The sequence below is a fragment of the Brevundimonas diminuta ATCC 11568 genome (genome assembly GCF_000204035.1).
GTDB lineage: Bacteria > Pseudomonadota > Alphaproteobacteria > Caulobacterales > Caulobacteraceae > Brevundimonas > Brevundimonas diminuta.
The window spans coordinates 402,288-428,142 of record NZ_GL883086.1; the positions used below are offsets into that span (position 1 = coordinate 402,288).

General features: G+C 68.6%; 25 protein-coding genes. 13 read left to right on the forward strand and 12 right to left on the reverse strand.

The genetic code is table 11. The features are described from left to right. The 5 genes from BDIM_RS05750 to lpxB all read left to right on the forward strand — a co-directional run. Positions 1–585: UDP-3-O-(3-hydroxymyristoyl)glucosamine N-acyltransferase (locus BDIM_RS05750; protein ID WP_040345194.1), on the forward strand; the 585-nt coding region annotated here is incomplete at its 5' end. After that, the gene (gene fabZ / locus BDIM_RS05755) at positions 582–1,046 is read left to right on the forward strand and encodes a 3-hydroxyacyl-ACP dehydratase FabZ (protein WP_003164622.1); all 465 of its coding nucleotides are present in this window, start codon (positions 582–584) and stop codon (positions 1,044–1,046) included. The genes BDIM_RS05750 and fabZ, both read left to right, overlap by 4 nt. Then, on the forward strand, positions 1,043–1,831 hold the full coding sequence (gene lpxA, locus BDIM_RS05760; protein WP_003164623.1) for an acyl-ACP--UDP-N-acetylglucosamine O-acyltransferase: 789 nt from the start codon (positions 1,043–1,045) through the stop codon (positions 1,829–1,831). Before fabZ ends, lpxA begins: the two co-directional genes overlap by 4 nt. Next, a complete protein-coding gene (gene lpxI, locus BDIM_RS05765) occupies positions 1,828–2,667 on the forward strand; it encodes a UDP-2,3-diacylglucosamine diphosphatase (protein ID WP_003164624.1) in 840 nt (279 codons plus the stop codon). Before lpxA ends, lpxI begins: the two co-directional genes overlap by 4 nt. Then, a complete protein-coding gene (gene lpxB, locus BDIM_RS05770; protein ID WP_003164625.1) occupies positions 2,664–3,830 on the forward strand; it encodes a lipid-A-disaccharide synthase in 1,167 nt (388 codons plus the stop codon). Before lpxI ends, lpxB begins: the two co-directional genes overlap by 4 nt. Positions 3,831–3,869: 39 nt before the next feature. Here lpxB and trpC read toward each other — a convergent pair whose 3' ends face one another. The 3 genes from trpC to BDIM_RS05785 are packed head-to-tail and all read right to left on the reverse strand — an operon-like array spanning position 3,870 to position 6,297. Further along, positions 3,870–4,673, reverse strand: coding sequence for an indole-3-glycerol phosphate synthase TrpC (trpC, locus tag BDIM_RS05775; protein WP_003164626.1), 804 nt, complete (start codon positions 4,671–4,673; stop codon positions 3,870–3,872). After that, a complete protein-coding gene (gene trpD, locus BDIM_RS05780; protein WP_244911907.1) occupies positions 4,673–5,710 on the reverse strand; it encodes an anthranilate phosphoribosyltransferase in 1,038 nt (345 codons plus the stop codon). Before trpD ends, trpC begins: the two co-directional genes overlap by 1 nt. Then, positions 5,707–6,297, reverse strand: coding sequence for an anthranilate synthase component II (locus tag BDIM_RS05785; protein WP_003164628.1), 591 nt, complete (start codon positions 6,295–6,297; stop codon positions 5,707–5,709). The genes trpD and BDIM_RS05785 overlap by 4 nt, the downstream gene beginning before the upstream one ends. 126 nt (positions 6,298–6,423) lie before the next feature. On the opposite strand from BDIM_RS05785, the gene BDIM_RS05790 reads away from it, so the two are divergent. Continuing rightward, positions 6,424–6,612 (forward strand): hypothetical protein, encoded by a 189-nt coding sequence (locus tag BDIM_RS05790; protein WP_003164629.1) that lies wholly within the window; start codon positions 6,424–6,426, stop codon positions 6,610–6,612. On the opposite strand, the gene trpE is transcribed toward BDIM_RS05790, so the two are convergent. Beyond that, positions 6,609–8,132, reverse strand: coding sequence for an anthranilate synthase component I (trpE, locus tag BDIM_RS05795; protein WP_003164630.1), 1,524 nt, complete (start codon positions 8,130–8,132; stop codon positions 6,609–6,611). The genes BDIM_RS05790 and trpE overlap by 4 nt on opposite strands. Beyond that, positions 8,132–10,063, reverse strand: coding sequence for a peptidylprolyl isomerase (locus tag BDIM_RS05800; RefSeq protein ID WP_003164631.1), 1,932 nt, complete (start codon positions 10,061–10,063; stop codon positions 8,132–8,134). Before BDIM_RS05800 ends, trpE begins: the two co-directional genes overlap by 1 nt. A gap of 130 nt (positions 10,064–10,193) precedes the next feature. Between BDIM_RS05800 and tpiA the strand changes: the two genes are divergently transcribed. The 5 genes from tpiA to BDIM_RS05820 all read left to right on the forward strand — a co-directional run bounded on the left by tpiA (position 10,194) and on the right by BDIM_RS05820 (position 15,582). Continuing rightward, positions 10,194–10,943, forward strand: coding sequence for a triose-phosphate isomerase (tpiA, locus tag BDIM_RS05805; protein WP_003164633.1), 750 nt, complete (start codon positions 10,194–10,196; stop codon positions 10,941–10,943). Positions 10,944–11,032: 89 nt separating this feature from the next. Further along, positions 11,033–11,437, forward strand: a complete 405-nt coding sequence (gene secG, locus BDIM_RS05810; RefSeq protein WP_223850708.1) for a preprotein translocase subunit SecG — start codon at positions 11,033–11,035, stop codon at positions 11,435–11,437. Positions 11,438–11,561: 124 nt separating this feature from the next. Continuing rightward, the gene (pyrG, locus tag BDIM_RS05815) at positions 11,562–13,214 is read left to right on the forward strand and encodes a CTP synthase (protein WP_040345199.1); all 1,653 of its coding nucleotides are present in this window, start codon (positions 11,562–11,564) and stop codon (positions 13,212–13,214) included. Between the two features lie 70 nt (positions 13,215–13,284). Then, on the forward strand, positions 13,285–13,434 hold the full coding sequence (locus tag BDIM_RS17420; protein WP_003164636.1) for a hypothetical protein: 150 nt from the start codon (positions 13,285–13,287) through the stop codon (positions 13,432–13,434). Between the two features lie 132 nt (positions 13,435–13,566). Then, positions 13,567–15,582, forward strand: coding sequence for a TonB-dependent receptor (locus BDIM_RS05820; RefSeq protein WP_003164637.1), 2,016 nt, complete (start codon positions 13,567–13,569; stop codon positions 15,580–15,582). An 8-nt stretch (positions 15,583–15,590) separates the two neighbouring features. On the opposite strand, the gene BDIM_RS05825 is transcribed toward BDIM_RS05820, so the two are convergent. Next, positions 15,591–16,649 carry a GGDEF domain-containing protein gene (locus BDIM_RS05825; RefSeq protein ID WP_003164638.1) on the reverse strand — a complete coding sequence of 353 codons (1,059 nt, stop codon included), beginning with the start codon at positions 16,647–16,649 and terminating at the stop codon, positions 15,591–15,593. A gap of 82 nt (positions 16,650–16,731) precedes the next feature. Further along, complete coding sequence (locus BDIM_RS05830) at positions 16,732–18,204, reverse strand: DEAD/DEAH box helicase (RefSeq protein ID WP_003164639.1); 1,473 nt, start codon at positions 18,202–18,204, stop codon at positions 16,732–16,734. Between the two features lie 232 nt (positions 18,205–18,436). Between BDIM_RS05830 and BDIM_RS05835 the strand changes: the two genes are divergently transcribed. Continuing rightward, entirely contained in the window at positions 18,437–18,808 is a 372-nt protein-coding gene (locus BDIM_RS05835) for a hypothetical protein (protein WP_003164640.1), read from the forward strand. Positions 18,809–18,847: 39 nt separating this feature from the next. On the opposite strand, the gene topA is transcribed toward BDIM_RS05835, so the two are convergent. Next, the gene (topA, locus tag BDIM_RS05840; RefSeq protein WP_003164641.1) at positions 18,848–21,484 is read right to left on the reverse strand and encodes a type I DNA topoisomerase; all 2,637 of its coding nucleotides are present in this window, start codon (positions 21,482–21,484) and stop codon (positions 18,848–18,850) included. A 152-nt stretch (positions 21,485–21,636) separates the two neighbouring features. Between topA and BDIM_RS05845 the strand changes: the two genes are divergently transcribed. Beyond that, entirely contained in the window at positions 21,637–21,822 is a 186-nt protein-coding gene (locus tag BDIM_RS05845; RefSeq protein ID WP_040345201.1) for a hypothetical protein, read from the forward strand. Here BDIM_RS05845 and dprA read toward each other — a convergent pair. The 4 genes from dprA to BDIM_RS05865 are packed head-to-tail and all read right to left on the reverse strand — an operon-like array spanning position 21,819 to position 25,838. Then, a complete protein-coding gene (gene dprA / locus BDIM_RS05850; protein ID WP_003164643.1) occupies positions 21,819–22,907 on the reverse strand; it encodes a DNA-processing protein DprA in 1,089 nt (362 codons plus the stop codon). The two genes, BDIM_RS05845 and dprA, sit on opposite strands and share 4 nt — an antisense overlap. Beyond that, complete coding sequence (gene plsY, locus BDIM_RS05855; protein WP_040345204.1) at positions 22,904–23,542, reverse strand: glycerol-3-phosphate 1-O-acyltransferase PlsY; 639 nt, start codon at positions 23,540–23,542, stop codon at positions 22,904–22,906. The genes dprA and plsY overlap by 4 nt, the downstream gene beginning before the upstream one ends. A 14-nt stretch (positions 23,543–23,556) precedes the next feature. Further along, positions 23,557–24,858, reverse strand: coding sequence for a dihydroorotase (gene pyrC, locus BDIM_RS05860; protein ID WP_003164645.1), 1,302 nt, complete (start codon positions 24,856–24,858; stop codon positions 23,557–23,559). Next, positions 24,855–25,838, reverse strand: coding sequence for an aspartate carbamoyltransferase catalytic subunit (locus tag BDIM_RS05865; protein ID WP_003164646.1), 984 nt, complete (start codon positions 25,836–25,838; stop codon positions 24,855–24,857). Before BDIM_RS05865 ends, pyrC begins: the two co-directional genes overlap by 4 nt. Between the last annotated feature and the right edge of the window lie 17 nt (positions 25,839–25,855).

Genomic DNA, 25,855 nt, shown 5'->3' on the forward strand with positions numbered 1-25,855 from the left:
ACCGTCATCGGGCCGGGCGTCCAGATCGGCCGCGACTGCCTGATCAGCCCCGGCGTCACCGTCGGCTTCGCCCTGCTAGGCGACCGGGTGAAGCTGCTGGCGGGCGCGCGGATCGGCGAGGCGGGCTTCGGCGCCGCCGGGTCCAGGGCCGGGCCGGTGGACATTCCGCAACTGGGCCGCGTCATCCTGCAGGACGGCGTGACGGTCGGCGCCAATTCCTGCATCGACCGAGGCGCCTATGACGACACTGTCATCGGCGAGAACACCAAGATCGATAATCTGGTCATGATCGGCCACAACTGCGTCATCGGCCGCAACAATCTGATGGCGGCGCACACCGGCATCTCGGGTTCAGTCACCAGCGGCGACAACTGCATCTTCGGCGGCCGGGCGGGCGTGGGCGACCACATCACCATCGGCGAGGGCGCTCGCGTCGCGGCCGGAGGCGGCGTCCTTGCCGACATTCCGCCGGGCGAGACCTGGTCCGGCTATCCCGCCAAGCCCATCCGCCAGTTCTTGCGCGAGACGGTGTGGCTGTCCAAACAGGCGTCCCAGAAGAAGGGCGCGAAGGAATCGAAAGCATGAGCGAAGACAACAAGATCGATTACGCCGAGGTGATGCGTCGCCTGCCGCACCGCTATCCCTTCCTGCTGGTCGACAAGGCCGAGGACTTCGTGGCGGCGACCTCGATCGTGGGCGTCAAGAACGTCACCCACAACGAGCCCTTCTTTCCCGGTCACTTCCCGATCGATCCGGTCATGCCGGGCGTGCTGATCGTCGAGGCCATGGCCCAGACGGGCGCTCTGCTGATGTCCAAGTCGCTGGACGTGGCGGTGGCCGACAAGGTCATCATGTTCATGTCGATTGACGGCGTGCGCTTCCGCAAGCCTGCGCGTCCGGGCGACCAACTGCGCATGGAGGTCAAGGTGATCAAGGCGCGCGGCGACGCCTACAAGTTCCGTGGCGAGACCTTCATCGACGGCAAACTCGCAGCGGAAGCCGAGTTCATGGCCATGGTCGTGACCGTGGCGGAGCCCGCCCAGTGACCATCCACCCGACCGCCGTCGTCGACGCCTCGGCGACCCTGGCGGACGGGGTCGAGATCGGCCCGTTCTGCACCGTCGGGCCGGGCGTGGCCCTGGCCTCCGGCGTGCGTCTGGTCAGCCATGTGGTGATCCAGCAGGACGCCAGCGTCGGCGCGAACACGACGATCCACCCCTTCGCCGTCATCGGCGGCGATCCGCAGCACGGCGGCTACAAGGGCGAGCCGGTGCGGCTGGAGATCGGCGAGAACAACCTGGTCCGCGAGCACTGCACCTTCAATCGGGGCACGCCTCAAGGAACGGGCGTCACCCGCGTCGGCTCGAACAACCTGTTCATGACCGGCGCCCACGTCGGCCATGACTGCGTGGTCGGCGACAGCGTCACCATGGCCAACAACGCCACCCTGGGCGGTCACGTCCATGTCGGCGATCGGGTGTTTCTGGGCGGCCTTTGCGCCGTGCACCAGAACGGCCGGGTGGGGCAGGGCGCCATCGTCGGCGGTCTGGCCGCCGTGACGCGCGACGTCATTCCCTACGGCTCGGTCTGGGGCAACCACGCCAGCCTGCACGGCCTCAACCTGATCGGGCTGAAGCGCAAGGGCTACGGCAAGGACGCGGTGCGTCGTCTGCTGGCCGCCTATCGCGATCTGTTCGAGGGCGAAGGCGTCTTTGCTGAGCGTCTGGATCGGGTCGAACAGGCCTATGCCGACCTGCCCGAGATCATGGAGATCACCGCCTTCATCCGTGACGGCGGCAAGCGCCCGCTGTGCCTGCCGGGCGCGGAATGACGACCGCGCCCAAGCTGGCCTTGATCGCGGGGTCGGGCGACCTGCCCATCCGCGTCGCCCAACGCTGCGAGGCCGAGGGACGCGAGGTCTTCATCATCCGCCTGAAGGGCTTCGCCGACGCCCACCTGCACCGCTGGCCGGGACAGGACTTCGGCATGGCCGAGATCGGCAAGATCGTGAAGGCCATGCGGGCCGAGGGCTGTCGCGCGGTCTGTCTGGCGGGCTACGTCAACCGGCCGGATTTCAAGACGTTGAAGCCCGATCTGAAGGGCGCGTCCTTGCTGCCCGGCATTATCGCAGCGGCGTCCAAGGGCGACGACGCCTTGTTGCGGAAGATCTTGTCGGTGTTCGAGGATGAAGGCTTCGCCGTCGAAGGCGCGGACGACATCCTGGGCGGCGAGATGCTGGCGGCGGGCGCCTTGGGCCACGTAACGCCGACGGCCGAGCAGTTGGCGGACCTGAAGAAGGCGCTGCACATCGCTGAAAAGTCAGGCGAACTGGATATCGGTCAGGGCGCGGTCGTCTGCGACGGGCTGGTGCTGGCGGTTGAGGCGCAGGAAGGCACGGACGAAATGCTGCGCCGTGTGGCGAGCCTGCCTGTCGACCTGCGCGGCTCGCCGGGCTTTGCGCGCGGCGCTCTGGGCAAGGCGCCCAAGCCGATCCAGGATCTGCGCGTCGACATGCCCGTTATCGGACCGACGACGGTCGAACTGGCCGCCGCTGCGGGTCTGGCCGGGATCGGCGGGTTCGAGGGGCGATTGATCGTCATCGACCACGAAGGTCTGGTCGAAGCGGCCGACCGTCTGGGCCTGTTCGTCTGGGGAGAGCCGCGATGAGCCGTCCGTTGAAGGTCATGCTGGTGGCGGCCGAGGCCTCGGGCGATGCGCTGGGCGCCGGACTGGCGCGGGCGTTGAAGGCGCGGCTGGGCAAGGACGTGGTCTTCGTCGGCGTGGGCGGCCCCAAGATGGCGGCCGAGGGCGTCGCCAGTCCCTTCGACATCGCCGAGCTGTCGATCCTGGGCTGGATCGAGGGGCTGAAGGCCTATGGCAAGGTCAAGAAGCGGGTGGCCGAGACGGCGACGCTGGCGGCGGCGGAAAAGCCGGACGCCGTGGTGCTGATCGACAGCTGGGGCTTCACCATCCGCGTGGCTCAGGCGATCCGTGCCGCCTCGCCGAAGACGCCGCTGATCAAATACGTGGGGCCGCAGGTCTGGGCCTCGCGGCCGGGCCGCGCCAAGACGCTGGCGGGGGCGGTGGATCATCTGCTGGCCCTCTATGCGCTGGATGCGCCCTGGTTCGAGAAGGCGGGTCTGCCGACGACGGTCGTGGGTTCGCAGGCGCTGCACGTCGACATGGCGGGGGCCGACGGCGCCCGCTTTCGGGCCGCGCGAGGCATTGCGGCGGATGCGCCGCTGCTGCTGGTCCTGCCGGGCAGCCGACCCAGCGAGATCACGCGCATGACGCCTGTCTATGAGCAGGCGGTGAAGCAGTTGAAGGCCCAGATTCCGGGGCTGGAGATCGCCGTCGTCGCGGCGGGCACGGTCGCCGCCGACGTGGCGGGCCGGGTCGCCGCCTGGCCCTTCCGCGCCCATGTGGTGCAGGAAGCCGACAAGTACGACGCCATGAAGGCCGCGAACGCCGCCCTGGCCACCAGCGGCACGGTCTCGACCGAACTGGCGCTGGCGGGCGCGCCCATGGTCATCGCCTATAAGATCGACGGGCTGAGCTATGTGCTGATGAAGCGGCTGGTGACGGCCAAGCACATCACCCTGTTCAATATCGCCGCCGATGAAGCTATCGCGCCGGAGTTCATCCAGCATGAGGCGACGCCGCAGGCCTTGGCCAAGGAGGTCGGGCGGCTGCTGACCGACCCTGAGGCGGCGGCCGAACAGGCGCGGCGTCAGACGGAGGCGTTGGATCTGATGGGACGAGGCGGGCCGGACCCGTCGGAACTCGCGGCTGATGCGGTGCTCCGGGTGATCGCGGCGAAGGCGGGCTGATCCTCCACACCCCGCGGGGATGAGCGGTAAGTGGGAAGCTTAGGCCAGCAAGGCTCGCGTGGCCGCTTCGACATCCGCCTGACGCATCAGGCTTTCGCCAACCAGCAGGGCGCGGGCGCCGGCGTCGGCCACGCGCGCTACATCCTGCGGCGTAAACAGGCCGCTTTCGGCGACCAGCAGCGCGCCGTCAGGGCTCAACGCCGCCAATTGCTCGGTCGTCGCCAGATCGACCTCGAAGGTGCGCAGCGAGCGGTTGTTGACGCCGATCAGGGCGTCGTCGCGGCCTTGAACCAGCTTGGCGGCGCGGGCCATTTCATCGGCGTCGTGCGTTTCGATCAGGGCGTCCATGCCCCAGCGGGTCGCCTCGGCCAGCAGGTCTGCGGCCAGGGCGTCGTCCACCATGTCCATGATGATCAGGATGCAGTCGGCGCCCAGAGCCCGGCTCTCGGCCACCTGCCACGGATCGACCAGGAAGTCCTTGCGCAGGCAGGGCAGGGCGACCGCCGCGCGCGCGGCCGTCAGATAGGCGTCGTCGCCCTGAAAACTGGGGCCGTCGGTCAGGACGGAGAGGCAGGAGGCCCCGCCGCGCTCATAGGCTTGAGCGAGGGCGGGCGGGTCGAAGTCGGCGCGGATCAGGCCCTTGGACGGGCTGGCCTTCTTGATCTCGGCGATCAGGGCCGGGCGGCCGGTTTCGGAGAAACGGTCAGCCAGGGCGGCGCGGAAACCGCGCGGAGGCGAGGCCTCGCGGGCGCGGGCCTCGATGGCGTCCTGTGATACGGCGGCCTTGCGGGCGGCGACATCCTCGCGCTTGTAGGCGGCGATGCGGTCCAGAACGTCGCTCATCAGGCGTCCTCGTCTTCGATCGGCGCGTGGGAGACGCGCACCAGTTCAGCCAGGGCGGCGGCGGCGCGGCCGTCGTCGATGACGGCGGCGGCGAGTTCAGCGCCCGATTTCAGATCTTCGACCCGCCCGGCCACCACCAGGGCGGCGGCGGCGTTCAGCAGGACGATGTCGCGATAGGGGCCGCGCTCGCCCGCCAGCAGGGCCGTCAGGGCGGCGGCGTTATGCTCGGCGTCGCCGCCACGCAGATCATCCATCGTCGCCAGCGGCAGTCCGGCGTCGGCGGGCGTGACGGTGAAGCGGCGCACGGCGCCGTCCTTCCATTCGGCCACCTCGGTCGGGCCTGTGGTGGTCAGTTCGTCCAGTCCCTGGCCGTTGACGGTCCAGGCGCGCCGCGCGCCGAGTCGGCCCAGCGCCTCGGCCAGCGGCTCCAGCAGGGCGGGATCATAGACGCCCATCACCTGATGCGTCGCGCCTGCCGGATTGCACAGCGGCCCCAGCAGGTTGAACACGGTGCGGAAGCCGATCTCGCCGCGCACCGGCCCGACATGGCGCATGGCCCCGTGATAGGTCGGCGCGAACAGGAAGGCGATGCCCGCCTGGTCCAGCGCCCGCGCCTGCTGGGCGGGCGTGGCGTCCAGGTTGACGCCCAGGGCGGCCAGAACGTCGGACGAGCCGGACTTGGAGCTGATGGCGCGGTTGCCGTGCTTGGCGACCTTCAGCCCCGCGCCCGCCAGTACGAAGGCGGCCGCCGTCGAGACGTTGTAGGTGTGCTGGCCGTCGCCGCCGGTGCCGCAGGTGTCGATCACCTGATCGAACGGGTGCTCCAGCGACAGGGCGGCCTCGCGCATGGCGCTGGCGAAGGCGACGATCTCGTCCACCGTCTCGCCGCGGATGCGCAGGGCGGTGACGGCGGCGGCGACCTGTGACGGGGTGGGTTCGCCGCGCAGGCAGGCGGCGAAGAAGCTCTTGGCCTCATCCAGGTTCAGCACCTGTCCGTCGACCAGCTTGGCCAGCAGAGGCTTGATGCTGTCCATCAGACGTTCGCCGATCGTTTGACGCCCGCCAGATCGAGGAAGTTGGCGATCATCGCATGGCCGTGCTGGGTGGCGATGGATTCCGGGTGGAACTGGACGCCGTGAATCGGCCGCGAGCGGTGCGACAGGCCCATGATCTCGCCGTCCTCTGTCCAGGCGGTGACCTCCAGCGCGTCGGGCAGGGTCTCGCGGCGCACGGCCAGCGAATGATAGCGCGTCGCCGTGAAGGGCGAGGGCAGGCCGCCGAAGACGCCGCGTCCCTCATGCAGGATGGGCGAGGTCTTGCCGTGCATCAGGGTCTTGGCGCGCACCACCTCGCCGCCGAAGGCCTGGCCGATCGACTGGTGGCCCAGGCAGACGCCGAGGATGGGCATGGTCTCTGCGGCCGTTTCGATCAGCGACAGGCAGATGCCCGCCTGATCGGGGGCGCAGGGGCCGGGCGACAGCAGGACGGCCTCGGGCTTCAGCGCCCAGGCTTCCTCGACGGTCAGGTCGTCGTTGCGGATGACGTGCGTCTGGGCGCCCAACTCCGCGAGGTAGTGGACGAGGTTGTAGGTGAAGCTGTCGTAGTTATCGACGACGAGGATCATGGCGAAGGCTTCTTGAAGACGGGGGAGGCAAGGCGGCCCCAAACATGGAAGACAGTCGGGCCGATTGAAAGCGGACGTTAAGCTGTCCGGGCGATACAGGAGCATCGCCATCGGAAGAAATCCGTCTTGACCCCTGTAGAATGCATCCGTGACGCCCGCGCCCTGTTGAACGAGGCCCCGGCGGAACAACCGAAACCCCTGCGCCTGCTTGCCGCAGCCGCCTTCGCCGCCACAGCGGCGGTCCTCCTGGCCGGAACCATGATCGTGGGCCCCGGCGTGTCGTTTGACCAGGGTTCCACGGTTTCCAATCCTTAGACTGATCCGCCGGCACCCTGGCCGCGAGTGGTCGCAGTGAATCGCCACGCTTCGGCGGCGGCCTTCATCGGCGCGCGAGCCTTGGCCAGGGTTTCAGCATATTCGGCGGCCGGGTCGCTGTCGGCGACGACGCCGGCGCCGGCTTGGACGAAGATCTGTCCCTTCGCGAACATGGCGGTGCGCAGGACGATGCAGATGTCCGCTTCGCCATTGGCCGAGATGTAGCCGACGCCGCCGCCGTAGCCGACGCCGCGCTTCTCGGTCTCCAACTCGTCGATGACCTCCATCGCCCGCACCTTGGGCGCGCCCGAGAGCGTACCTGCCGGCAGGGCGGCCAGAAGCGTGTCCACCGCGTCCAGCTTGGGATCAGCCGCGCCGTTCACGTTGGAGACGATGTGCATGACCTGGCTGTAGCGCTCGACCACGAAGCTTTCCGTGACCTCGACCGAGCCGGGCTTAGAGACGCGGCCCACGTCGTTGCGGCCCAGGTCCAGCAGCATCAGATGCTCGGCCCGCTCCTTGGGATCTGCCAGCAGTTCGGCCTCCAGCGCTTTGTCCTGTTCGGCCGTGGCTCCGCGCGGGCGGGTGCCCGCCAGCGGCCGGATGGTGACGCGACCGTCCTTCAACCGGACCAGGATCTCCGGGCTGGACCCGGCCAGTTGGAAGTCGACGTAGTCGAGGAAGAACAGATAGGGCGATGGATTGCCGCGACGCAGCGACCGGTAGAAGGCGAACGGATCCTGGCTCCACGGGGCCGAGAAACGGTGCGCCAGCACGACCTGGAAGATGTCGCCGGCGGCGATGTAGTCCTTGGCCCGCGCCACCATGCGGCCGAAGGCGGCCTCATCGACAGGGGAGTGGAAATCGGGCGCCGGGACCGGCTCGACTTCGCGCTGGATCGGCAGGGGGCCGCGCAGGCGGTCCTCGAAGTCCTCCAGACGGGCCTCGGCGGCGGCGTAGGCCTGGACAGGATCGCTCGCGGTGTCCGGATAGGCGGCGGCGATCAGGACGATCTCGTGCTTCACCGAATCGAAGATGGCGACCAGGGCCGGGCGCGCCATGACGGCGTCGGACAGGTCCAGCGGATCGGGATTTGCGGCGCCCAGCGGCTCCAGCAGACGCACCATGTCGTAGCCGAACACGCCGAACAGCCCGGCGGCCATCGGCGGCAGATCGGCGGGCAGTTCGAACTTGGTCGCCGCGATCAGGGCGCGCAAGGATTCCAGCGCGGGCCTGTCTTCGGGCGTGAAGACGTCGGACAGAACATCGGCGCCGCGCGCGATCTCGGCCTTGCCGTCTCGGCAGCGCCAGACCACGTCCGGCGACAGGGTTACGAAGGAGTAGCGGCCGTTGACGGCGCCGCCCTCGACCGACTCGAACAGGCTGGCGTAGCGCCGCCCGTGCCCGACCTTCAGGAAGGCCGAGACGGGGGTCTCCAGGTCATCGACCAGGCGGCGGACCAGAACCTGAGGGCGGCCCGCCGTCAGACCGGCGATGAAGGCGTCGCGTTCTTCAAGCATTACTTCTTGGCGGATGCGGGAGCAGCCGGAGCCGCAGGCGCAGCGGCCGGAGCCTCCACGCCCAGGGCTTGCAGGGCCAGGGCCGGGTCGTTGCGCGACTTGGTGCGTGCAGCGGCGGCGGCGATGGTGCGGTCGGCCAGGGTGTTGGCCAGCTCTTCGGTCAGACGCGGGCGGGCCTGTTCGGCCAGCGGCGCGGCCAGGGCCGGATTGGCGGCGTGGATGGCGTCCACGCGGCCGACGACGAAGGCGGTCTGCGACTGGGCGTCGGAGAAGACCTGACCCTTGCTCTGGCCGAACAGACCGCGCAGCACGCCGTCGCCGACTTGGGCCTGCGACTCGCGGCTCTGTTGCACGCCGGTGCGGACCGTCAGCGGGGCGCCGGCTTCGGCGGCCACCTTGGCGATGTCCTCGCCGGCGCGGACGCGACCGGCCAGTTGTTCAGCCTTGGCCGACAGCAGACGGGCGTTTTCACGCAGGGTCCACTGCTGGCCCAGCGGGGCGCGCACTTCGTCCAGCGTCGGCAGGGCCGACGGGCGGATGTCGTCCAGACGGACAGCGAAATACTGGCCGTCGCCGGCGTCGATCACATCGCTCTCGCCGCCCTTGGTCAGGGTGTAGGCGCTTTCCAGAACCTGACGCGGGGCGTTCATCGGCTGGCCGTCCGGCAGTTGGCCCTGCTGGGTGAAGGGCGGCAGCTGGATGACGCGGGCCTTGGCGGCCGTGGCGGCGTCGGCCAGGTTCTTGCCTTCCTGACGGGCCTTCTCGAACTGCTCGACCTTGGCGTAGGTCGCGGCCTTGACGGCCTCTGCCTGCAGTTCCTGGGTCAAGGCGGGACGGGCGCTTTCCAGCGTCACGGCCTGACCGGCCTGAATGGCGGCCAGCTTGGCGACGGTGAAGCCCAGGCGACCCTGGATCGGGGCCGAAACCTGGTCGACGGCCAGGCCGAACACGGCGGCGCCGACGGCGGGGTCGCCCACGGCGGCCTGCGGCGTGGCCTTGTAGTCGCCCAGCTGGATGTTGTTGGCCTTGGCCACCTCGGCCGGAGCCTTGCCGGCGCGCAGGTCGGCGGCGATCTTGTCGGCGGCTTCCTTGGTCGGAACGGTCAGGGTGACGAAGGTGCGCTTTTCCGGATCAGCCAGGGCGGCCTTGCGGAACTCATAGCGCTCTTGAATCTGTTCTTCGGTGACGGTCGGGCGCGGGTCGTTCGGACCCGGCGTGAACAGCACCAGGGAGATCATGCGGAACTCGGGGCTGCGCAGACGCGCCTCGTTTTCCTTCATGAAGGCGGTCAGTTGGGCGTCGGTCGGGGCGCCCGCGCGGCCGGCCATGTCCTGAGTGACCGAGAACCAGCGGCCGTCGCGCGTTTCCAGCGCCTGACCCGCCAGCAGGGCGGCGTAGACGCGCGGCGCCTGAAGACCGGCGAACACGGCCGAACCGACGTGCGAGGTGACATACTGGTCGCGCAGATCCTGCTCGAGCATTTCCGAGGTCAGGTTCTGCTGGGCCAGGGCCTGGGCGTAGAGGTCTTTGTCGAACTGGCCGGTGATCTGGTTGAAGAAGGCCGGAATCTTGCGGATTTCCGCCAGCACCAGCTCCTTGCCCGGACGGATGCCCGCCTTATAGGCCCAGTCCAGGAAGCCCAGGCGCTGAGTCTGGCTGTCCAGATACTGCTGGTGCAGGTTTTCCTTGACCATGTCGTCATAGCTGACTGGACGACCGGCCTGTTCCTGCAGATTGGCGCGCACGCGTTCGAAGTCGCCGCGGAACTGGTTGGAATCGACGCTGCGGTCCCCGGCGCTGATGATATGGCGCGGCCCCAGGTTGGCGAAGATGTCGGATTGCGCCCCGACGATCAGGAAGCTGAGGATGATCAGGGCGAACAGGCCGGCGGCCCATTTCGACTTGGCGAAGTTTCGGAAGTACGTGATCATCGAAAAGAACCTGACGAGGGCCGGCGTCGAAAGGGCGCCAAGGGTCGCGTATAGGGGGTGCGGGGCCGCCGCCGCAAGTGAGGCTTGACGACATCTTGGCTTCCGCCGCTGTCGCCACTAGACAGGCCGCATGAAACAATCTGTGAAGCTGGTCGCCGGCAACTGGAAAATGAACGGCCTGGGCGCGAGCCTGGCCGAGGCTGAAACCCTCGAGAAGGCGCTGAAGGAACAGGCTGCGGCCTGTCGCGTGGCCCTGTGCCCACCCGCCACTTTAATCGATCGCATGGCCCAGGCGTTGAAGGGCGGCGCCGTCGAGATCGGCGGGCAGGACTGCCACGCTGAAACCTCGGGCGCCTACACCGGATCGGTCTCGGCCGAGATGGTCCGTGATGCGGGCGCCCGCCTGGTGATTCTCGGCCACTCGGAGCGCCGCGCCGGATTCGGCGAGACCGACGCCGACGTCGCCGCCAAGGTCGAGGCCGCCCTGGCCGCCGATCTGGAGCCGATCATCTGCATCGGCGAGACGCTGCAGGAACGCGAAGCCGGGCAGGCGGTCGAGGTCGTCAGCCGTCAAGTCGCCGGCTCGCTGCCGGCCTCGCTGGCGGGCAAGGCGTTCGCCGTCGCCTATGAGCCGGTCTGGGCCATCGGCACCGGCCTGACGCCGACGCTGGAGCAGATCGAGGAAGTCCACGCCGCCGTGCGCGCCGCCATGGTCGCCAAGCTGGGCGACGGCGGCCGCGTCGCCCCGATCCTGTACGGCGGCTCGGTCAAGCCGTCGAACGCCAGGGAGATCCTGGCGGTGGCCGAGGTCGGCGGCGCCCTGGTCGGCGGCGCCTCGCTGAAGGCCGAAGACTTTCTGGGCATCATCCGCGCGGTTTGACCGCGCGCCTGAGCGTTTGCCCGAAACCTCCATCAATGTTAGAGGCGGCCGCTTGATCGGCGCGCTTCTGCGCCCACATGAATGACGCCATGCTCCAGACCATTCTGCTCGTCGCCATGATCCTAATCTCGGTCGCCCTGTCGGCCGTGATCCTGCTGCAACGTTCCGAGGGCGGCGCCCTGGGCATGGGCGGCGGTCCTTCGGGCTTCATGACGGCGCGCGGGGCGGGCAATCTGCTGACCCGCACCACGTCGATCCTGGCGATCGCCTTCTTCGTCTGCGCTATCGGCCTGACGATCGCGGGCAACTATGCGCGCGGTTCGCGTTCGGTGATCGACGCCGACGCCGTCGGCTCCATCGCCGTGGATCAGCCGCAACAGACGGCTCCGGCTACGCCTGAAGCCGCACCGGCGACCCCGGCCGCTCCGGCCGCTCCGTCGCTGGACGATCTGGAAGCCAGCTTGCCGGCCGGCCAGGGCGCGCCCGCCCAATAAGGGCATCGCCGCCATCGAGTTTTGGGGAAGCGCGCCGCAAGGCGCGCTTTCTTCTTTTGATCAACAGTTGGATTTTTCCTGAGCCTCTCCGCGCAGGACGAATCATGGAGTAAGGTGTCCGCCCATGGCTCGCTATGTGTTCATCACCGGCGGCGTGGTTTCCTCTCTTGGAAAAGGCCTCGCTTCCGCCGCTCTCGGCGCTCTTCTGCAAGCGCGGGGCTACAAGGTCCGCCTGCGCAAGCTGGACCCCTATCTCAACGTCGATCCGGGCACGATGAGCCCCTATCAGCACGGCGAGGTCTTCGTGACCGACGACGGCGCCGAGACGGATCTCGACCTGGGCCACTATGAGCGCTTCACCGGCGTCTCGGCGGCCAAGTCGGACAACATCACGACCGGCCGCATCTATCAGACGATCATCGAGAAGGAGCGGCGCGGCGACTATCTGGGCGCGACCGTCCAGGTGATTCCGCACGTCACCGACCAGATCAAGCAGTTCTGCCTGAACCCGGCCAAGACGGACGGCGGCGAGGATGTGGACTTCGTCCTGGTCGAGATCGGCGGCACGGTCGGCGACATCGAGGGCCTGCCCTTCTTCGAGGCGATCCGTCAGCTGGAGCAGGATCTGCCGCGCGGCCAGTCCTGCTTCGTCCACCTGACCCTGCTGCCCTTCATCAAGACCGCCGGCGAGATGAAGACCAAGCCGACGCAGCACTCGGTCAAGGAGCTGCGCTCCATCGGCATCCAGCCCGACATCCTGCTGTGCCGCTGCGAGGCGCCGATCCCGGCCGACGAGAAGCGCAAGATCGCCCAGTTCTGCAACGTCCGTCCCGACAGCGTCATCCAGGCGATGGACTCGGCTGACATCTACGCCGTGCCGCTGGACTATCACCGCGAGGGCCTGGACACCCAGGTGCTGGCTCACTTCGGCCTGACCGACGCGCCTGAGCCGGAGCTGTCCGGCTGGAACGAGATCGTGCGCCGCCGCCTGCATCCGGACGGCGAGGTCACCATCGCCGTGGTCGGCAAGTACACGGTCCTGAAGGACGCCTATAAGTCGCTGATCGAGGCCCTGCAGCACGGCGGCGTGGCCAACAACGCCAAGGTCAACATCGACTGGGTCGAGGCCGACACCTTCGCCGGCGACCCGCAGGCCTGCGCCGAGCGGCTGGAAGGCGCCCACGCCATCCTGGTGCCCGGCGGCTTCGGCGAACGCGGGGCCGAGGGCAAGATCGAGGCGGCGCGCTACGCCCGCGAGCGCAAGATCCCGTACTTCGGCATCTGCTTCGGCATGCAGATGGCGGTGATCGAGGCGGCGCGAAACCTGGCGGGCTATCCCAAGGCGACCTCGACTGAGTTCGGCCCGGCGGAAGAGCCCGTCGTCGGCCTGATGACCGAATGGGTCCAGGGCAATGAGCGCGTGAAGCGCGAGCAGGGCGGCGATCTGGGCGGCACCATGCGTCTGGGCGCCTATGCCTCCACCCTGGCGCCTGGCTCGAAGATCGCCGAGATCTACGGCCAGACCGACATCAACGAGCGCCATCGTCACCGCTATGAGGTGAACATCAACTACCGGCAGGCGGTGGAGGAGAAGGGCGGCCTGTTCTTCGCGGGTCTGTCGCCGGACGGCGTGCTGCCCGAGACGGTGGAGCGCAAGGATCACCCCTGGTTCATCGGCGTGCAGTATCACCCAGAGTACCGCAGCCGCCCCTTCGCTCCGCACCCGCTGTTCGCCAGCTTCATCGAAGCCGCGCTGGTGCAGAGCCGCTTGGTCTGATCACGAACGGTTGTTGCGGTTTTCGCCGAACCGTGTGTCATCATGCTGTTAACCTTTAGGGTCGACGCAGATGGCAGGCGACATTCTCTACTTCCTGCACCGGCATTTTCGCGCGGTGTTTCTGATCGGCGCCACGGTCGGCGTGATGACGCTCGGCCTGATGGTTCGCGGCGTTCTGGGGCTGCTGTTCAGCGTGTGGACCGGCGGCGGCGCTGGTTGAGGGCGTTCCCGAGCTGAGGTTTCTCGGGCAGCGGTCATTTGACGCGCAGACGCTGCGGCTCGGCCGACGACAAGCCTGACCGCATCGACTATCCCTGACCTGATCGCCGAGCGATTGGCAGGGAGTTCAGCGTTGATCGAGTTTCAGGCGCACGTCGTTGACGAGGTCGTGGTGACGGCGGCGCGGTTGCCGCCTGCGGCGGGCGAGGCGGCCTTTTCGGTCATTCGGCTGGACGAAGCGGCGCTGGCGCGCGCTGATCGGCTGGACGAGGCCCTGAGCGCTGTTCCGGCCGTGTCCCTGTTCCGGCGCAGCTCCAGCCTGGCGGCCAACCCCACGACCCAGGGCATCTCCTTGCGCGCCATCGCGCCGTCGGGCGCGGGGCGGACCCTGGTGACGCTGGACGGCGTGCCCATGAACGATCCCTTCGGCGGCTGGGTGATCTGGTCGCAGACGCCGACGGAGAGCCTGGAGAGTCTCGACATCGTGCGGGGAGCCGGGGCTGGCCCCTATGGCGCGGGCGCTCTGACGGGCGTGATCCAACTGCGCGAGCGCGAACGCGGCGGCGTGCTGTCCTCCTCGGTCGCTGAACGGGGAGGGGCGCGGCTGGCCGGGGCCGGCGGATTCGATCTCGGGCCGGCGCGGCTGACGGCAACCGCCCTGTATGAGATCAGCGACGGCTATACGCCTGTGCGCGGCGCGGCGGCCGGGGCGGCGGACACGCCGCTGGATCTGGAAGCGCGCGCGGCGGCCCTGCGTCTGGACGCGCCGCTGGGCGAGGCCAGCGTATCGCTGCGAGCCTCGGCCTATGACGAAGAGCGCGGTTCAGGCCTCGCGGGGGCTCGATCCAGCGCCAGCGGCCACCTGCTGTCCGCCGCGGCGGCGCGCCGACCGGACGAGGGTCGCTATGGCTGGCGCTTGCAGGCGTGGCGGCGCGAAAGCGACTTCGCCAACACCTCCGTCGCCGTGGCGGCGGATCGCAGCGCGACCACGCCCGCCAATGATCAATATGAAACGCCTGCGACAGGGTGGGGCGTCAATGCGGCCCTGCGTCGCTCGGCGTGCGACATCGCCGGAGGGCGGCTGGAATGGGAGTTGGGCGCCGACGCCCGCTTCAACGAGGGCGAAACGCGCGAGCGTTTCCGCTTCATGCAGGGGGCCTTCACCCGCGACCGCGTGGCGGGCGGCGCGACCTCTGTGGCGGGCGTCTATGGCGAAGGGTCGTGGAGCGACGACCTGTGGCTGGTGGCGGGCGGCCTGCGGCTGGACGGCTGGCGTAACGAAAACGGCCGGCGGCGAGAGTGGGACCGCGCCACGGGCTCGCCGACCTTGGACGAGAGCGATCCGGATCGTTCGGGCGAGGTGGTCAGCGCCCGCCTGGCGGCGCGCCGTTTCATCGGCGGCGGTTGGGCGACGCGGGCGGCGGCCTATTCCGGCTTCCGCCCGGCGAGTCTGAATGAGCTGCACCGTCCGTTCCGCGTCGGCAACGACCTGACCGAGGCCAATGCGGCTCTGGTTCCCGAGACGCTGCAAGGGATCGAGGCGGGACTGGCGTTCGAGGGGCCGATTTCGGCCTTCGGCGTCAATTTGTTCTGGAACCGGATCGAGGACGCCATCGTCAACGTCACCATCGCCGAGGGGCCGGGAACGTTTCCGCGGGCGGGTTTTGTTCCGGCGGGCGGCGTTCTGCGCCAGCGTCAGAACGCCGGGACCATCGAGGCCAAGGGCGTGGAGCTGACGGCGCGTCAGGCGCTGCGAGGCGGGTTGACCCTGAACGGCGCCCTGTCGATCACCGACGCGCGGATGGACGGCGGATCAGCCGCGCCTCAGCTGACCGGGCTGCGTCCCGCGCAGGCGCCGATCTGGAGCGCGACGGGCGGGCTGGACTGGCAGGCGTCTGACCGGCTCGGCCTGTCGATACAGGCCCGCTATGAAAGCAAGCGGTTTGAGGATGATCTCAACAGCCGCGTTCTGGAGGCCGCCGTCACCGTCGACGCTCGCGCGGAATGGCGCGCCGGACCGCGAACCCTGCTGTGGCTGGCGGCGGACAACCTGTTCGACGCCGAAGTCGAGGTCTCGGAAACGGCGGGCGGCGTTGCCGGCTACGCTCCGCCGCGCACCCTGTCGCTGGGTCTGCGCCTGTCCTACTGAGGCGAACCTCAGGCGGCGGCGGAGGCCGCCAATTCGGCGTTGGTGACGCGGTTCCGGCCCGTGCGCTTGGAGGCGTAGAGCGCCTCGTCGGCGCGCCCCAGGAAATGGGACGCGGCTTCGCCGGAGTGGCGCAGGGCGAAGCCGACGGAAATGGTCACGGCGCCTAGGTCGTCATTGGTCGAACGACGACGCAGGCTGCGCGAGGCGATCTCTTCGCGGGCCGCGTTCAGGGCGGCCTCGACGGCGCCCGCCGTCTCACGCGGGAAGATGACGGCGAACTCTTCACCGCCATAACGGGCGGCGACACGCGGCGTGCGCGCGATGCGGGCCAGGACGCTGGCGACATAGCGCAGCACCTGGTCGCCCGTCTGATGGCCCCAGGTGTCGTTGAAGCGCTTGAAGTGGTCGATATCGATCAGCGCCAGTCCGATGGGGGTGCCGTCGCTCTCGGCTTCGTCGCACATGCGCTGCAGTTGTTCGTCGAACGCCTTGCGGTTGGCCAGATTGGTCAGGGCGTCGGTCATGGCGTCGCGACGGACCTGCTCCAGGTGGTCGCGCAGCTTGACGACTTCGCGGTTGGAGGATTCCAGACGACGCTCCAGCGCCGAGGTGTGGCGTCGGATCCGTCGCGTGGCGTCGCTGAGGGAGGAAACGATGACGCCCAGGCTGTCGGTGTCGGGCGCTGAGGCCATGCGGTCGACCGCCTGTGACAGGGTGTCGCCGTAGTCGGCCTGGCTTTCGCGCGCCTTGTCGATGGCGGCGGCGACGGCGGCCAGTTCGCGGTTCAGCACGGCGCCCGCGTCGCGAATCTCTTCCGACAGGCGGCTGCGGGGCAGGAATTCGGCGGCCAGCATCTCGGCTGTGGTGTCAGTGAAGGGCGCGCCGCTGGCCAGCAGCCGCGCCATCTCCTGGCTCAACGGGCTGTCCGGCGCACTGAGATAGTGCAGCCAGAGCTCGAAGTTCAGCGGAGTCGGCCAGACGCTCGCCTCTTGCATCGCATCAACTGCGCGGTGCGCCAAGGCATAGGCTTCCGGACTACGAACCGTGGTTTCGACCTGAGTGGTCATGCCTTGAAGCGCCCCTGGAAAGTTCAGGCCAGGAGGTTAGCCCGGCCTTCCGTAACGCAGGGTTAAATCAAGAATCGCGACGTCAATCAGCAAAAATAACCGGGCGACGCAGGAAAGCCGGCACATCATCACCGAAAGCGCTGCCCCGGATATCTCCGGACGATTTGGCGACGGCAGGAGCGGCGGCGGGAGCCGCAGTCGAGGCGCGATCCTCGGACTTCTTGCGGCTGCGCGAACGACGCGGCGCTTCATCAGCCTTGTGGGGCGCGACGACTTCAGCGGCGACGGGCGCGTCGGACTCGATGTCGACCGGGGCGGCTTCAACCGTCTTGCGTGAACGGCTGCGTTCGCTGCGCTCGCCGCGTCCACGGCCGCGCGAAGAGCGGCTGTCGTCGCGCGGGCGATCCTTGATCGAGGCGAAGTCGATGTCGTCCAGCGGCAGTTCGACCGGCTCCTTCTTGATCAGCTTCAGCACCTTGTCCAACGACTTGTCGTCGGCGGGCGTCACGATCATGAAAGCCTCGCCCAGGCGCCCGGCGCGCCCGGTGCGGCCGATGCGGTGGACATAGTCGTCGGCGTGATGCGGGACGTCATAGTTGAAGACGTGGCTGACGGCCGGGATGTCCAGGCCGCGGGCGGCGACGTCGGAGGCGACCAGCAGCTTCAGCTCGCCGCTGCGGAAGTCGGACAGGGTCTTCATCCGCAGCGACTGGTCCAGGTCGCCGTGGATCGGCGCGGCGTTGAAGCCGTGGACCTGCAGCGACTTGGCGACGATGTCGACTTCCGACTTGCGGTTGCAGAAGACGATCCCGTTCTGGACGTCGCCGCGCTCGACCAGGGCGCGCAGGGCGGTGCGCTTGGCCTTGGGGTCCGAGGAAGGCAGGCGGGTGATGTGCTGGGTGATGGTGTCGGCGGTCGTGGCCGGGCGCGCCACCTCGATCCGGGTCGGATCCTTGAGGAACTGCTGCGTCAGGCGCGTGATCTCCGGCGGCATGGTGGCCGAGAAGAACAGGGTCTGGCGGCGCGGCGGCGTCAGCTTGAAGATGCGTTCGATGTCCGGGATGAAGCCCATGTCCAGCATCCGGTCGGCCTCATCGACCACCATCAGCTCGACGCCGGTCAGCAGCATCTTGCCGCGATCGAACAGGTCCAGCAGGCGGCCGGGCGTGGCGATCAGAACGTCCACGCCCTTGTTCAGGGCGGCGATCTGGTCGCCCATGGAGACGCCGCCGATCAGCAGCACCCAGTTCAGGCGCGTGCCTTTGGCGTATTTGGCGAAGCTTTCCGCCACCTGGTCGGCGAGTTCGCGGGTCGGCGCCAGCACCACGGCGCGCGGCATCCGGGCGCGGGCGCGGCCCGAGGCCAGGCGATCGACCATGGGCAGGGTGAAGGCGGCCGTCTTGCCGGTGCCGGTCTGGGCGATGCCGAGGACGTCGCGCCCGGCGAGGGCCACCGGAATGGCCTGCTCCTGGATCGGCGTGGCGGTCGTGTAGCCGGTATCGGCGACCGCCTGAAGGGTCGTGGGCGAGAGGCCCAGCTTGGAAAATTCAGTCATGCAGTCCTGAAGGGACGGAGGATAGCGTTCGCAAACGCCTTCAGCTGACGGAACCGCCCCTCGTGGGCGAGCGGGCGGCGCGCATCGCCAGTCCTGTTCCGAGCCTGCGGCCGTATAGAGAAAGCCCTACGCCTCAGTCAAGTATTTCCGTTCGGAACGGGCCGCTTGGCAACGGCGTTTCGGCCTGTATGGTCCGCCTGGGGACTGCAAAGACGATTGGGAGAGGGACCGGATGCGCGCAGCCGTGCTGATCACGCTGATGTTGGCCGCGCCTGCGAGCGCGTCAGCCTCAGGCAGCGGCGGAAACGTCGACGCCATGCAGGCGGCTTTCGGCAATACGGTCGTTTCCCATTATCCGGACGGCGATTGGGTCAAGCACTGGTTCGACCGTGACGGCCGTTACCGCGCCCTGTTCTCGGATGGACGGCGCCTGACCGCGCGCTGGGCGCGTGAGGGGGATCGCGTCTGTCTGAACGAAATCCGCCCGCGCATGATCATCTCGCGCTTCTGCACGCCCTATGTCGAGGCGTCCGTTGGGGAGAGCTGGCCAGGCCGAGATCCCCTGGGCCGTCGCGTCCGCAATGAGTTGGTCGCGGGGCGGTAAGAAAAACGCCCCCGTTCGTGAGAACGAGGGCGCTTCGTCTTATTCGGCTTCCGCAGCCTTGGCCGCCTTCTTGGCGGGGGCCTTCTTCGCGGCCGGTTTCTTGGCGGCAGGCTCCTTCTTCGCCGCAGGCTTTTTCGCAGCCGCCTTCTTGGCGGGCGCCTTCTTCTTGGGCGCGGCGCCGGCTTTGGCGGCCAGTAGGGGCAGGGCGGCCTCCATCGTCATGTCCTCAGGCGCCGTGCCCTTGGGCAGGGTGGCGTTGATCTTGCCCGACTTGACGTAGGGGCCGTAGCGGCCGGCCATGACCTGCACGGCCTCGCCCGTTTCCGGGTGGGCGCCCAGCTCCTTCAACGGCGCGGCGGCCGAGGTGCGGCCCGCACGACCCGCGCGCTTCTCAGCCAGCAGGGCCACGGCGCGATTTAGGCCGACGTCGAACACTTCCTCGATGTCCGCCACGTTGGCGTAGGTGCCCGCGTGCGCCACGAACGGACCGTAGCGGCCCAGGCTGGCGGTGATCATCTTGCCGTCTTCGGGGTGCGGACCCACGTCGCGCGGCAGGCTGAGCAGGCGCAGCGCCTTCTCCAGATCGATCGATGCCGGGGACCAGCCCTTGGGCAGGGACGAGCGCTTGGGCTTGTCCGCATCCGGGGGCGTGGTTTCGACATAGGGGCCGAAGCGGCCGATCTTCAGATGCACCGGCTGGCCGGTCGCCGGATCGACGCCCAGTTCGCGATCGCCGCTCTCGGCGCCGCCGTCGGCCGCGTCGGGAGAGGCCACCGGGCGGGTGTATTTGCACTCTGGATAGCGCGAGCAGCCGATGAAGGCGCCGAAACGGCTGGTCTTCAGGCTCAGCTGGCCTTCATGGCAGACCGGGCATTCGCGGGGATTGGATCCGTCGCCCTTGTCCGGGAAGATGTGCGGGCCCAGCGCCTCGTTCAGGTGATCCAGGATGGCCGTGGTGCGCAGTTCGCCTGCGGCCTGGGTCGCGGCGTGGAAGTCCTGCCAGAAGCGGCGCAGCAGGGTCTTCCAGTCCAGATCGCCCGCCGACACCTCGTCCAGCTGGGTCTCCAGCGCGGCGGTGAAGTCGTACTCGACCCATTTGGCGAAGAACTGCTCGAGGAAGGCCGTGACCAGCCGTCCCTTGTCCTCAGGGAAGAAGCGGTTCTTGTCCATGCGGACGTATTCGCGGTCGCGCAGGGTCGTCAGGATGGAGGCGTAGGTCGACGGGCGGCCGATGCCCAGTTCTTCCAGCTTCTTGACCAGGGTGGCTTCCGAGAAGCGCGGCGGCGGCTCGGTGAAGTGCTGGTCGGTGCGGATCGCCTCGACCTTGGCCTTGGCGCCTTCCTTCAGCGCAGGCAGGCGGCCGCCTTCGTCGTCCTCGTCCTCAGCGCCTTTCTGCCTGTCGTCGCGGCCTTCTTCATAGGCGGCGATGAAACCGTCGAAGACCACGACCTGGCCGGTGGCGCGAAGGCCCGTCTGGCCGTCGGGCGTCTCGATCTCGACCGTGGTGCGGTCCAGACGCGCCGATTCCATCTGCGAGGCGATCATCCGCTTCCAGATCAGCTCATACAGCCGCTGCAGATCGCTATCGAGCCGCAGGGTGTCGGGGTTGCGCAGGATGTTGGTCGGACGAATGGCCTCGTGCGCTTCCTGAGCGTTCTTGGCCTTGGTCTTGTAGTAGCGCGGCTCGGCCGGGACGTAGGCGGGGCCGAAACGCTGGCCGATGGCCTCGCGCGCCTGGGCGATGCCCTCGGGCGTCACATAGACGCCGTCGGTACGCATGTAGGTGATCAGGCCGCCGGTGTCGTCGACGCCCTCATACAGCTTCTGCGCCGCCTGCATGGTGCGCTGGGCGGTGAAGCCCAGCTTGCGCGCGGCTTCCTGTTGCAGGGTCGAGGTGGTGAAGGGCGGGGCGGGGGACCGCTTGGCCGGCTTCTTCTCTACCGACTTGATGGTGAAGTCGCCGCTGTGAACGGCCTCGCGCGCCGCCATGGCCATGGCCTCGGACACGATGTCCAGGCGCTGGACGCGCTTGCCGTCATGCTTGACCAGACGGGCAGTGAAGGGCGGGCTGTCGGCGATCAGGTCGGCCTCGACCGACCAGTATTCCTGAGCCTTGAACTTCTCGATCTCCATCTCGCGATCGACGACGATGCGCAGGGCGACCGACTGAACGCGACCGGCCGAACGGGCGCCCGGCAGCTTGCGCCACAGCACCGGCGACAGGTTGAAGCCCACCAGATAGTCCAGCGCCCGGCGCGCCAGATAGGCGTCCACCAGCTCCATATCCAGCTGGCGCGGGTTGGCCATGGCCTCCAGCACGGCGGACTTGGTGATGGCGTTGAAGGTGACGCGCTGGACGTCTGTGTCCTTCAGCGCCTTCTTCTTGTTCAGGATCTCCAGAACGTGCCAGCTGATCGCCTCACCCTCGCGGTCGGGGTCGGTCGCCAGGATGACGCGGTCGGCGGCCTTGGCGGCCTCGGCGATCTCGGACAGGCGCTTGGACGCCTTGGCGTCGACCTCCCAGTGCATGGCGAAGTCATCGTCAGGCAGAACCGAGCCGTCCTTCGACGGCAGGTCGCGGACGTGGCCGTAGGAAGCCAGAACCTTATAGTCCGAGCCCAGGTATTTATTGATGGTCTTGGCCTTGGCGGGGCTCTCGACGATAACGAGATTCATGGCGCTCTATCGGGGAAAACGGGGCGCGAACGTGGTTGCGGCGGACGCGGAAGTCAATCGGCCCGTTTTATATGAGCAACCTTTCCGGGTAACGTGAGTTTACAAACCTCCTTGAGTTGTGTTCCTCTCAGGCGTTCTCGGGAGGGTTGACGATGAACAAGCCAGTGCAACGACGTCGCAAGGCGACAGGCCCTGACCTGACGGACTATCCGGTCCGTGAATATGTGGCCGCCATGGCCACGGAACTGGCCGGAATGGCCCGCTGGGACGGGGATGAGCGGCTGGCCGGTCTGCTGGAAAGCGCGGCGGATATGGCCCGCCGCACCGCGCCCGCCTAGGTCGAGGCCAGTCCGCCGGGCAGCAAGGTCGCCCGCCCTGCGAGGTGAAGCTCCAGCAGGGCGGCGGCCGTTTCCGCAATTGACAATCCGGCTGCGCGCGCCAGTTCGTCGCGACCGATGGGCGTCGGCGACAGCAGGGCTTCGATACGATCCAGCACCGCATCGTCGATCTGATCCGGCGAACCGGCGGCGAACGGCGAATCAGCGGGCGGTTCGCGCAGCGTCCGCAGAGCGGCGTAGGCCCGCTCGATGTCCTCGATCCCTTCGCACAGGATGGCGCCCTGACGCAGCAGCTCGTTCGGCCCTTTGGAGCGCGGGTCCAGCGGCGAACCCGGTACGGCGAAGACGTCGCGCCCCTGTTCGCCCGCCAGCCGCGCGGTGATCAGGGAGCCTGAGCGGATTTCCGCCTCGACCACCACCACGCCGCGCGACAGGCCCGAGATTATGCGGTTGCGACGCGGGAAGTCGCGCGCCTGCGCCCGCGCGCCGACGGGGCTTTCCGATACGATGCAGCCGCGCTCGGCGATCTGGCGATACAGGTCGGCGTTGTCGGACGGATAGACGTCGTCCACCCCGCCGCCCAGCACGGCGACCGTGCCGGTCTCCAGCGCGCCCAGGTGCGCGGCCGCATCTACCCCGCGCGCTAGACCCGAGACGACGACCTGGCCGCTTTCGCCCAACTGCTGGGCTAGGCCGCGTGCGATGCGCTGGCCGCCCGCCGAGGCGATGCGCGCCCCGACGATGGCCATGCAGGGCCGCTGCATCAGCGCCGGATCGCCCAGCGTCCACAATAGGGGCGGCGGCGGATCAACGGCGGCCAGGGCCTCGGGATAGGCGGTCTCGCCCCACAGGATCAGTCGCGCGCCGATGCGGGCGCCGGCCTCCAGTTCGGCCTCGACGGTTTCGGGCGTCGGGATGGAATAGCCGCTGCGCCCCCGGCTGCGGATCAGGTCGGGCAGGGCGTTCAGCGCGCGCTCGGCCGAACCGAACCGCTGCAACAGCTGGGAAAAGGCCACGGGGCCGACGCGGTCGGTCCGGGCGAGCCGGAGGCGGGCGAAGCGCTCGGCCTCCGACAGCGCCGTCACGCCTTCTTCGCCCCGATCTTGGGCTCGGCGCCTTTCAGCAGGCGGCCGATGTTCTCATGGTGGCGGATGAAGATCAGGACGGCGGTGAAGACCGCCATGATGAAGATGGGCTGCGGCGCAGGCAGACCCAGCGCAGGCAGGGGCAGCAGGGCGTAGAACGGCGTCAGCGCCGCCGCCACCAGGGCCGACAGCGAGGAATAGCGCAAGGCGAAGGCCATGATCAGCCAGGTCGCCGCCGCCAGCAGGCCCAGCGGCCAGCACGCGGCCAGGATAAGACCGAAGAAGGTCGCCACCCCCTTGCCCCCCTTGAACCCCAGCCAGACGGGGAACAGGTGGCCCAGGAAGGCCGCGCCGCCGGCGATGGCGCCCGCGACGTCGGTTCCCAGCAGATGACGCGCGATCAGCAGGGCGACCGCGCCCTTGCCCGCGTCCAGGATCAGGGTGGCGATAGCCAGATCCTTGCGCCCGGTGCGCAGGACGTTGGTCGCGCCGATATTACCCGAGCCGATGTTGCGCACGTCGCCCGCGCCCGCCGCGCGGGTCAGGACCACGCCGAACGGGATGGAGCCCAGCAGGTATCCGCCAATAGCCACAAGCCCGAGCGTAAGGAGCGCCGGCCCCGCCAGATCCTGCAAGTGATTCGCTCCCCTTAACGTGCGTCGTGGACGATGCGGCCCGAAACGACGGTGAGCAAGACCTTCCCTTGCAGTCGCCGCCCGTCAAAGGGCGAATTCTTCGACTTGGAGCGAAGCGTCGCGGCGTCGATCACCACAGGCGCCCCGGCGTCGAACAGCACCAGATCGGCGGGCGCGCCTTGCGACAGCTCACCGGCCTCCAGCCCCAGCAGGGCGGCGGGGCCCTGCGTCAGCGGACGCAGCACGTCCAGCAGGTCGACGCCGTATTCGTGGTGCAGCGTCAGGGCGGCGGGCATCAGGGTCTCCAGACCCACGGCGCCCGGCTCGGCCTCGGCGAAAGGACGGCGCTTGTTTTCAGCCGGTTCGGGACAGTGGGCCGAGGTGATGACGTCGATCAGACCGTCGCGCACCGCCTCGACCAGGGCCTGCCGGTCGCTCTCGGCGCGCAGCGGCGGGTCCAGCCGGTAGAAGGTCCGATAGTCGCCGATGTCGATCTCGTTGAAGCACAGGTGGTTGATCGAGGCCGAGGCCGCGACCTCCAGCCCTCGCGCACGGGCGCGGGCCAGCGTCTCCAACGCGCCCTCGGTCGAGATCTGGTCGATCAGGAAGCGCGCGCCGGTCTGCTCGACCAAGGCCAGATCGCGTTCTAGCTGGATGCGCTCGGCGATGGCGGGCGCGCCCGACAGGCCCAGCCGCGTCGCCAGTTCGCCCGAGGTCGCGACCGCGCCCTCCGACAGCCACGGCTCGGTCGGACGACAGGCGATCAGGGCGTTGAAGGAGGCGGCGTAGCTCATGACCCGTTGCAGGGTGCGGGTGTTGCGGATCACCCGGTCGCCGTCGGTGAAATACAGGGCGCCCGCCTCGTGCATCAGGCCGATCTCGGCCATGCGCTCGCCGTCGCGGGCTTGCGTCGCCGCGCCCGCCGCGCGGACGTGGACCAGATCGAGCGCCGCGCCGCGCCGCTGGATGTGGTCGATCAGGGCGGGGTCGTCGATGGCGGGATCGGTGTCGGGTTGGACGACGATGGTGGTGACGCCGCCCGCCGCCGCCGACAGGCTGGCTGACTTCAGCGTCTCCTTGGGCTCATTGCCCGGCTCGCCGGTCTTGACCCGGATGTCGATCAGGCCGGGCGCCAGGCAGCGGCCCTCGGCGTCGATGATCTGCACGCCCTCGGGGCGTTGGGTCGCTTGCCCGTGGATGACCTCGACGATGCGGCCGTTCTCGATCAGGACCGCGCCGGGGCCGTCGTAGTCGCTGGCCGGGTCCAGCAAGCGAGCGTTGATGATAGCGATCGGCTGAGATTGAGCGGCGGTCATGCGGCGCCTCCCGCGCGGCGGTGGGCGAGGGCGGCCAGAACGGCCATGCGGGCGGCGACGCCCATCTCGACCTGATCCTGGATCAGGGAGACGCTCAGGTCGTCGGCCACGTCGGAATCGATCTCGACGCCCCGGTTCATCGGGCCGGGGTGCATGACCTTGGCGTTGGGGGCGGCCCAGGCCAGCTTTTCGCGGTCCAGACCCCAGAAGCGGAAATACTCGCGCGTCGAGGGGATCAGGGCTCCCGCCATCCGCTCCAGCTGAAGGCGCAGCATCATGACCACGTCGACGCCCTTCAGGCCGTCCTTCATGTCGTGGAAGACCTCGCAGCCCCAGCGGTCCGCGTCGCCGGGCACCAGCGTCGGCGGGCCGATCAGCCGCACCCGCGCGCCCATCATCTGCAGCAGGGCGACGTTTGAGCGCGCCACGCGGCTGTGGGCGATGTCGCCGCAGATGGCGACGCTCAGCCCGCCTACGTCGCCGAAGGCGCGCCGCATGGACAGCAGGTCCAGCAGGGCCTGCGTCGGGTGCTCGTGGCGCCCGTCGCCGGCGTTGACCACGGCGCATCCGACCTTCTGCGACAGCAGGTCCACCGCGCCCGAGGAGGCGTGGCGCACCACCAGAATCTCCGGCTTCATGGCGTTCAGCGTCACGGCGGTGTCGATCAGCGTCTCGCCCTTCTTCACCGAGGAAGAGGCGACAGGCATGGTCACGACGTCGGCGCCCAGACGCTTGGCCGCGATCTCGAAGGAAGAGCTGGTCCGCGTCGAGTTCTCGAAGAACAGGTTCACGACCGTCTGACCGCGCAGCAGGTCCACGCCCTTGGCGGATTGCCGGTTGAAGTCGACGAAGGCGTCGGCCAGGTCGAGCAAGGCCAGGGCGGCGGGCGGGTTCAGATCGCCTGCGGCCAGGAAGTGATCGCGGGGGAACGGGGTCAGCCGTTCCTGAATGAGTTCGGTGACGGGAGCGGCTTGGGTCATCGAGACGCCGCTATAGG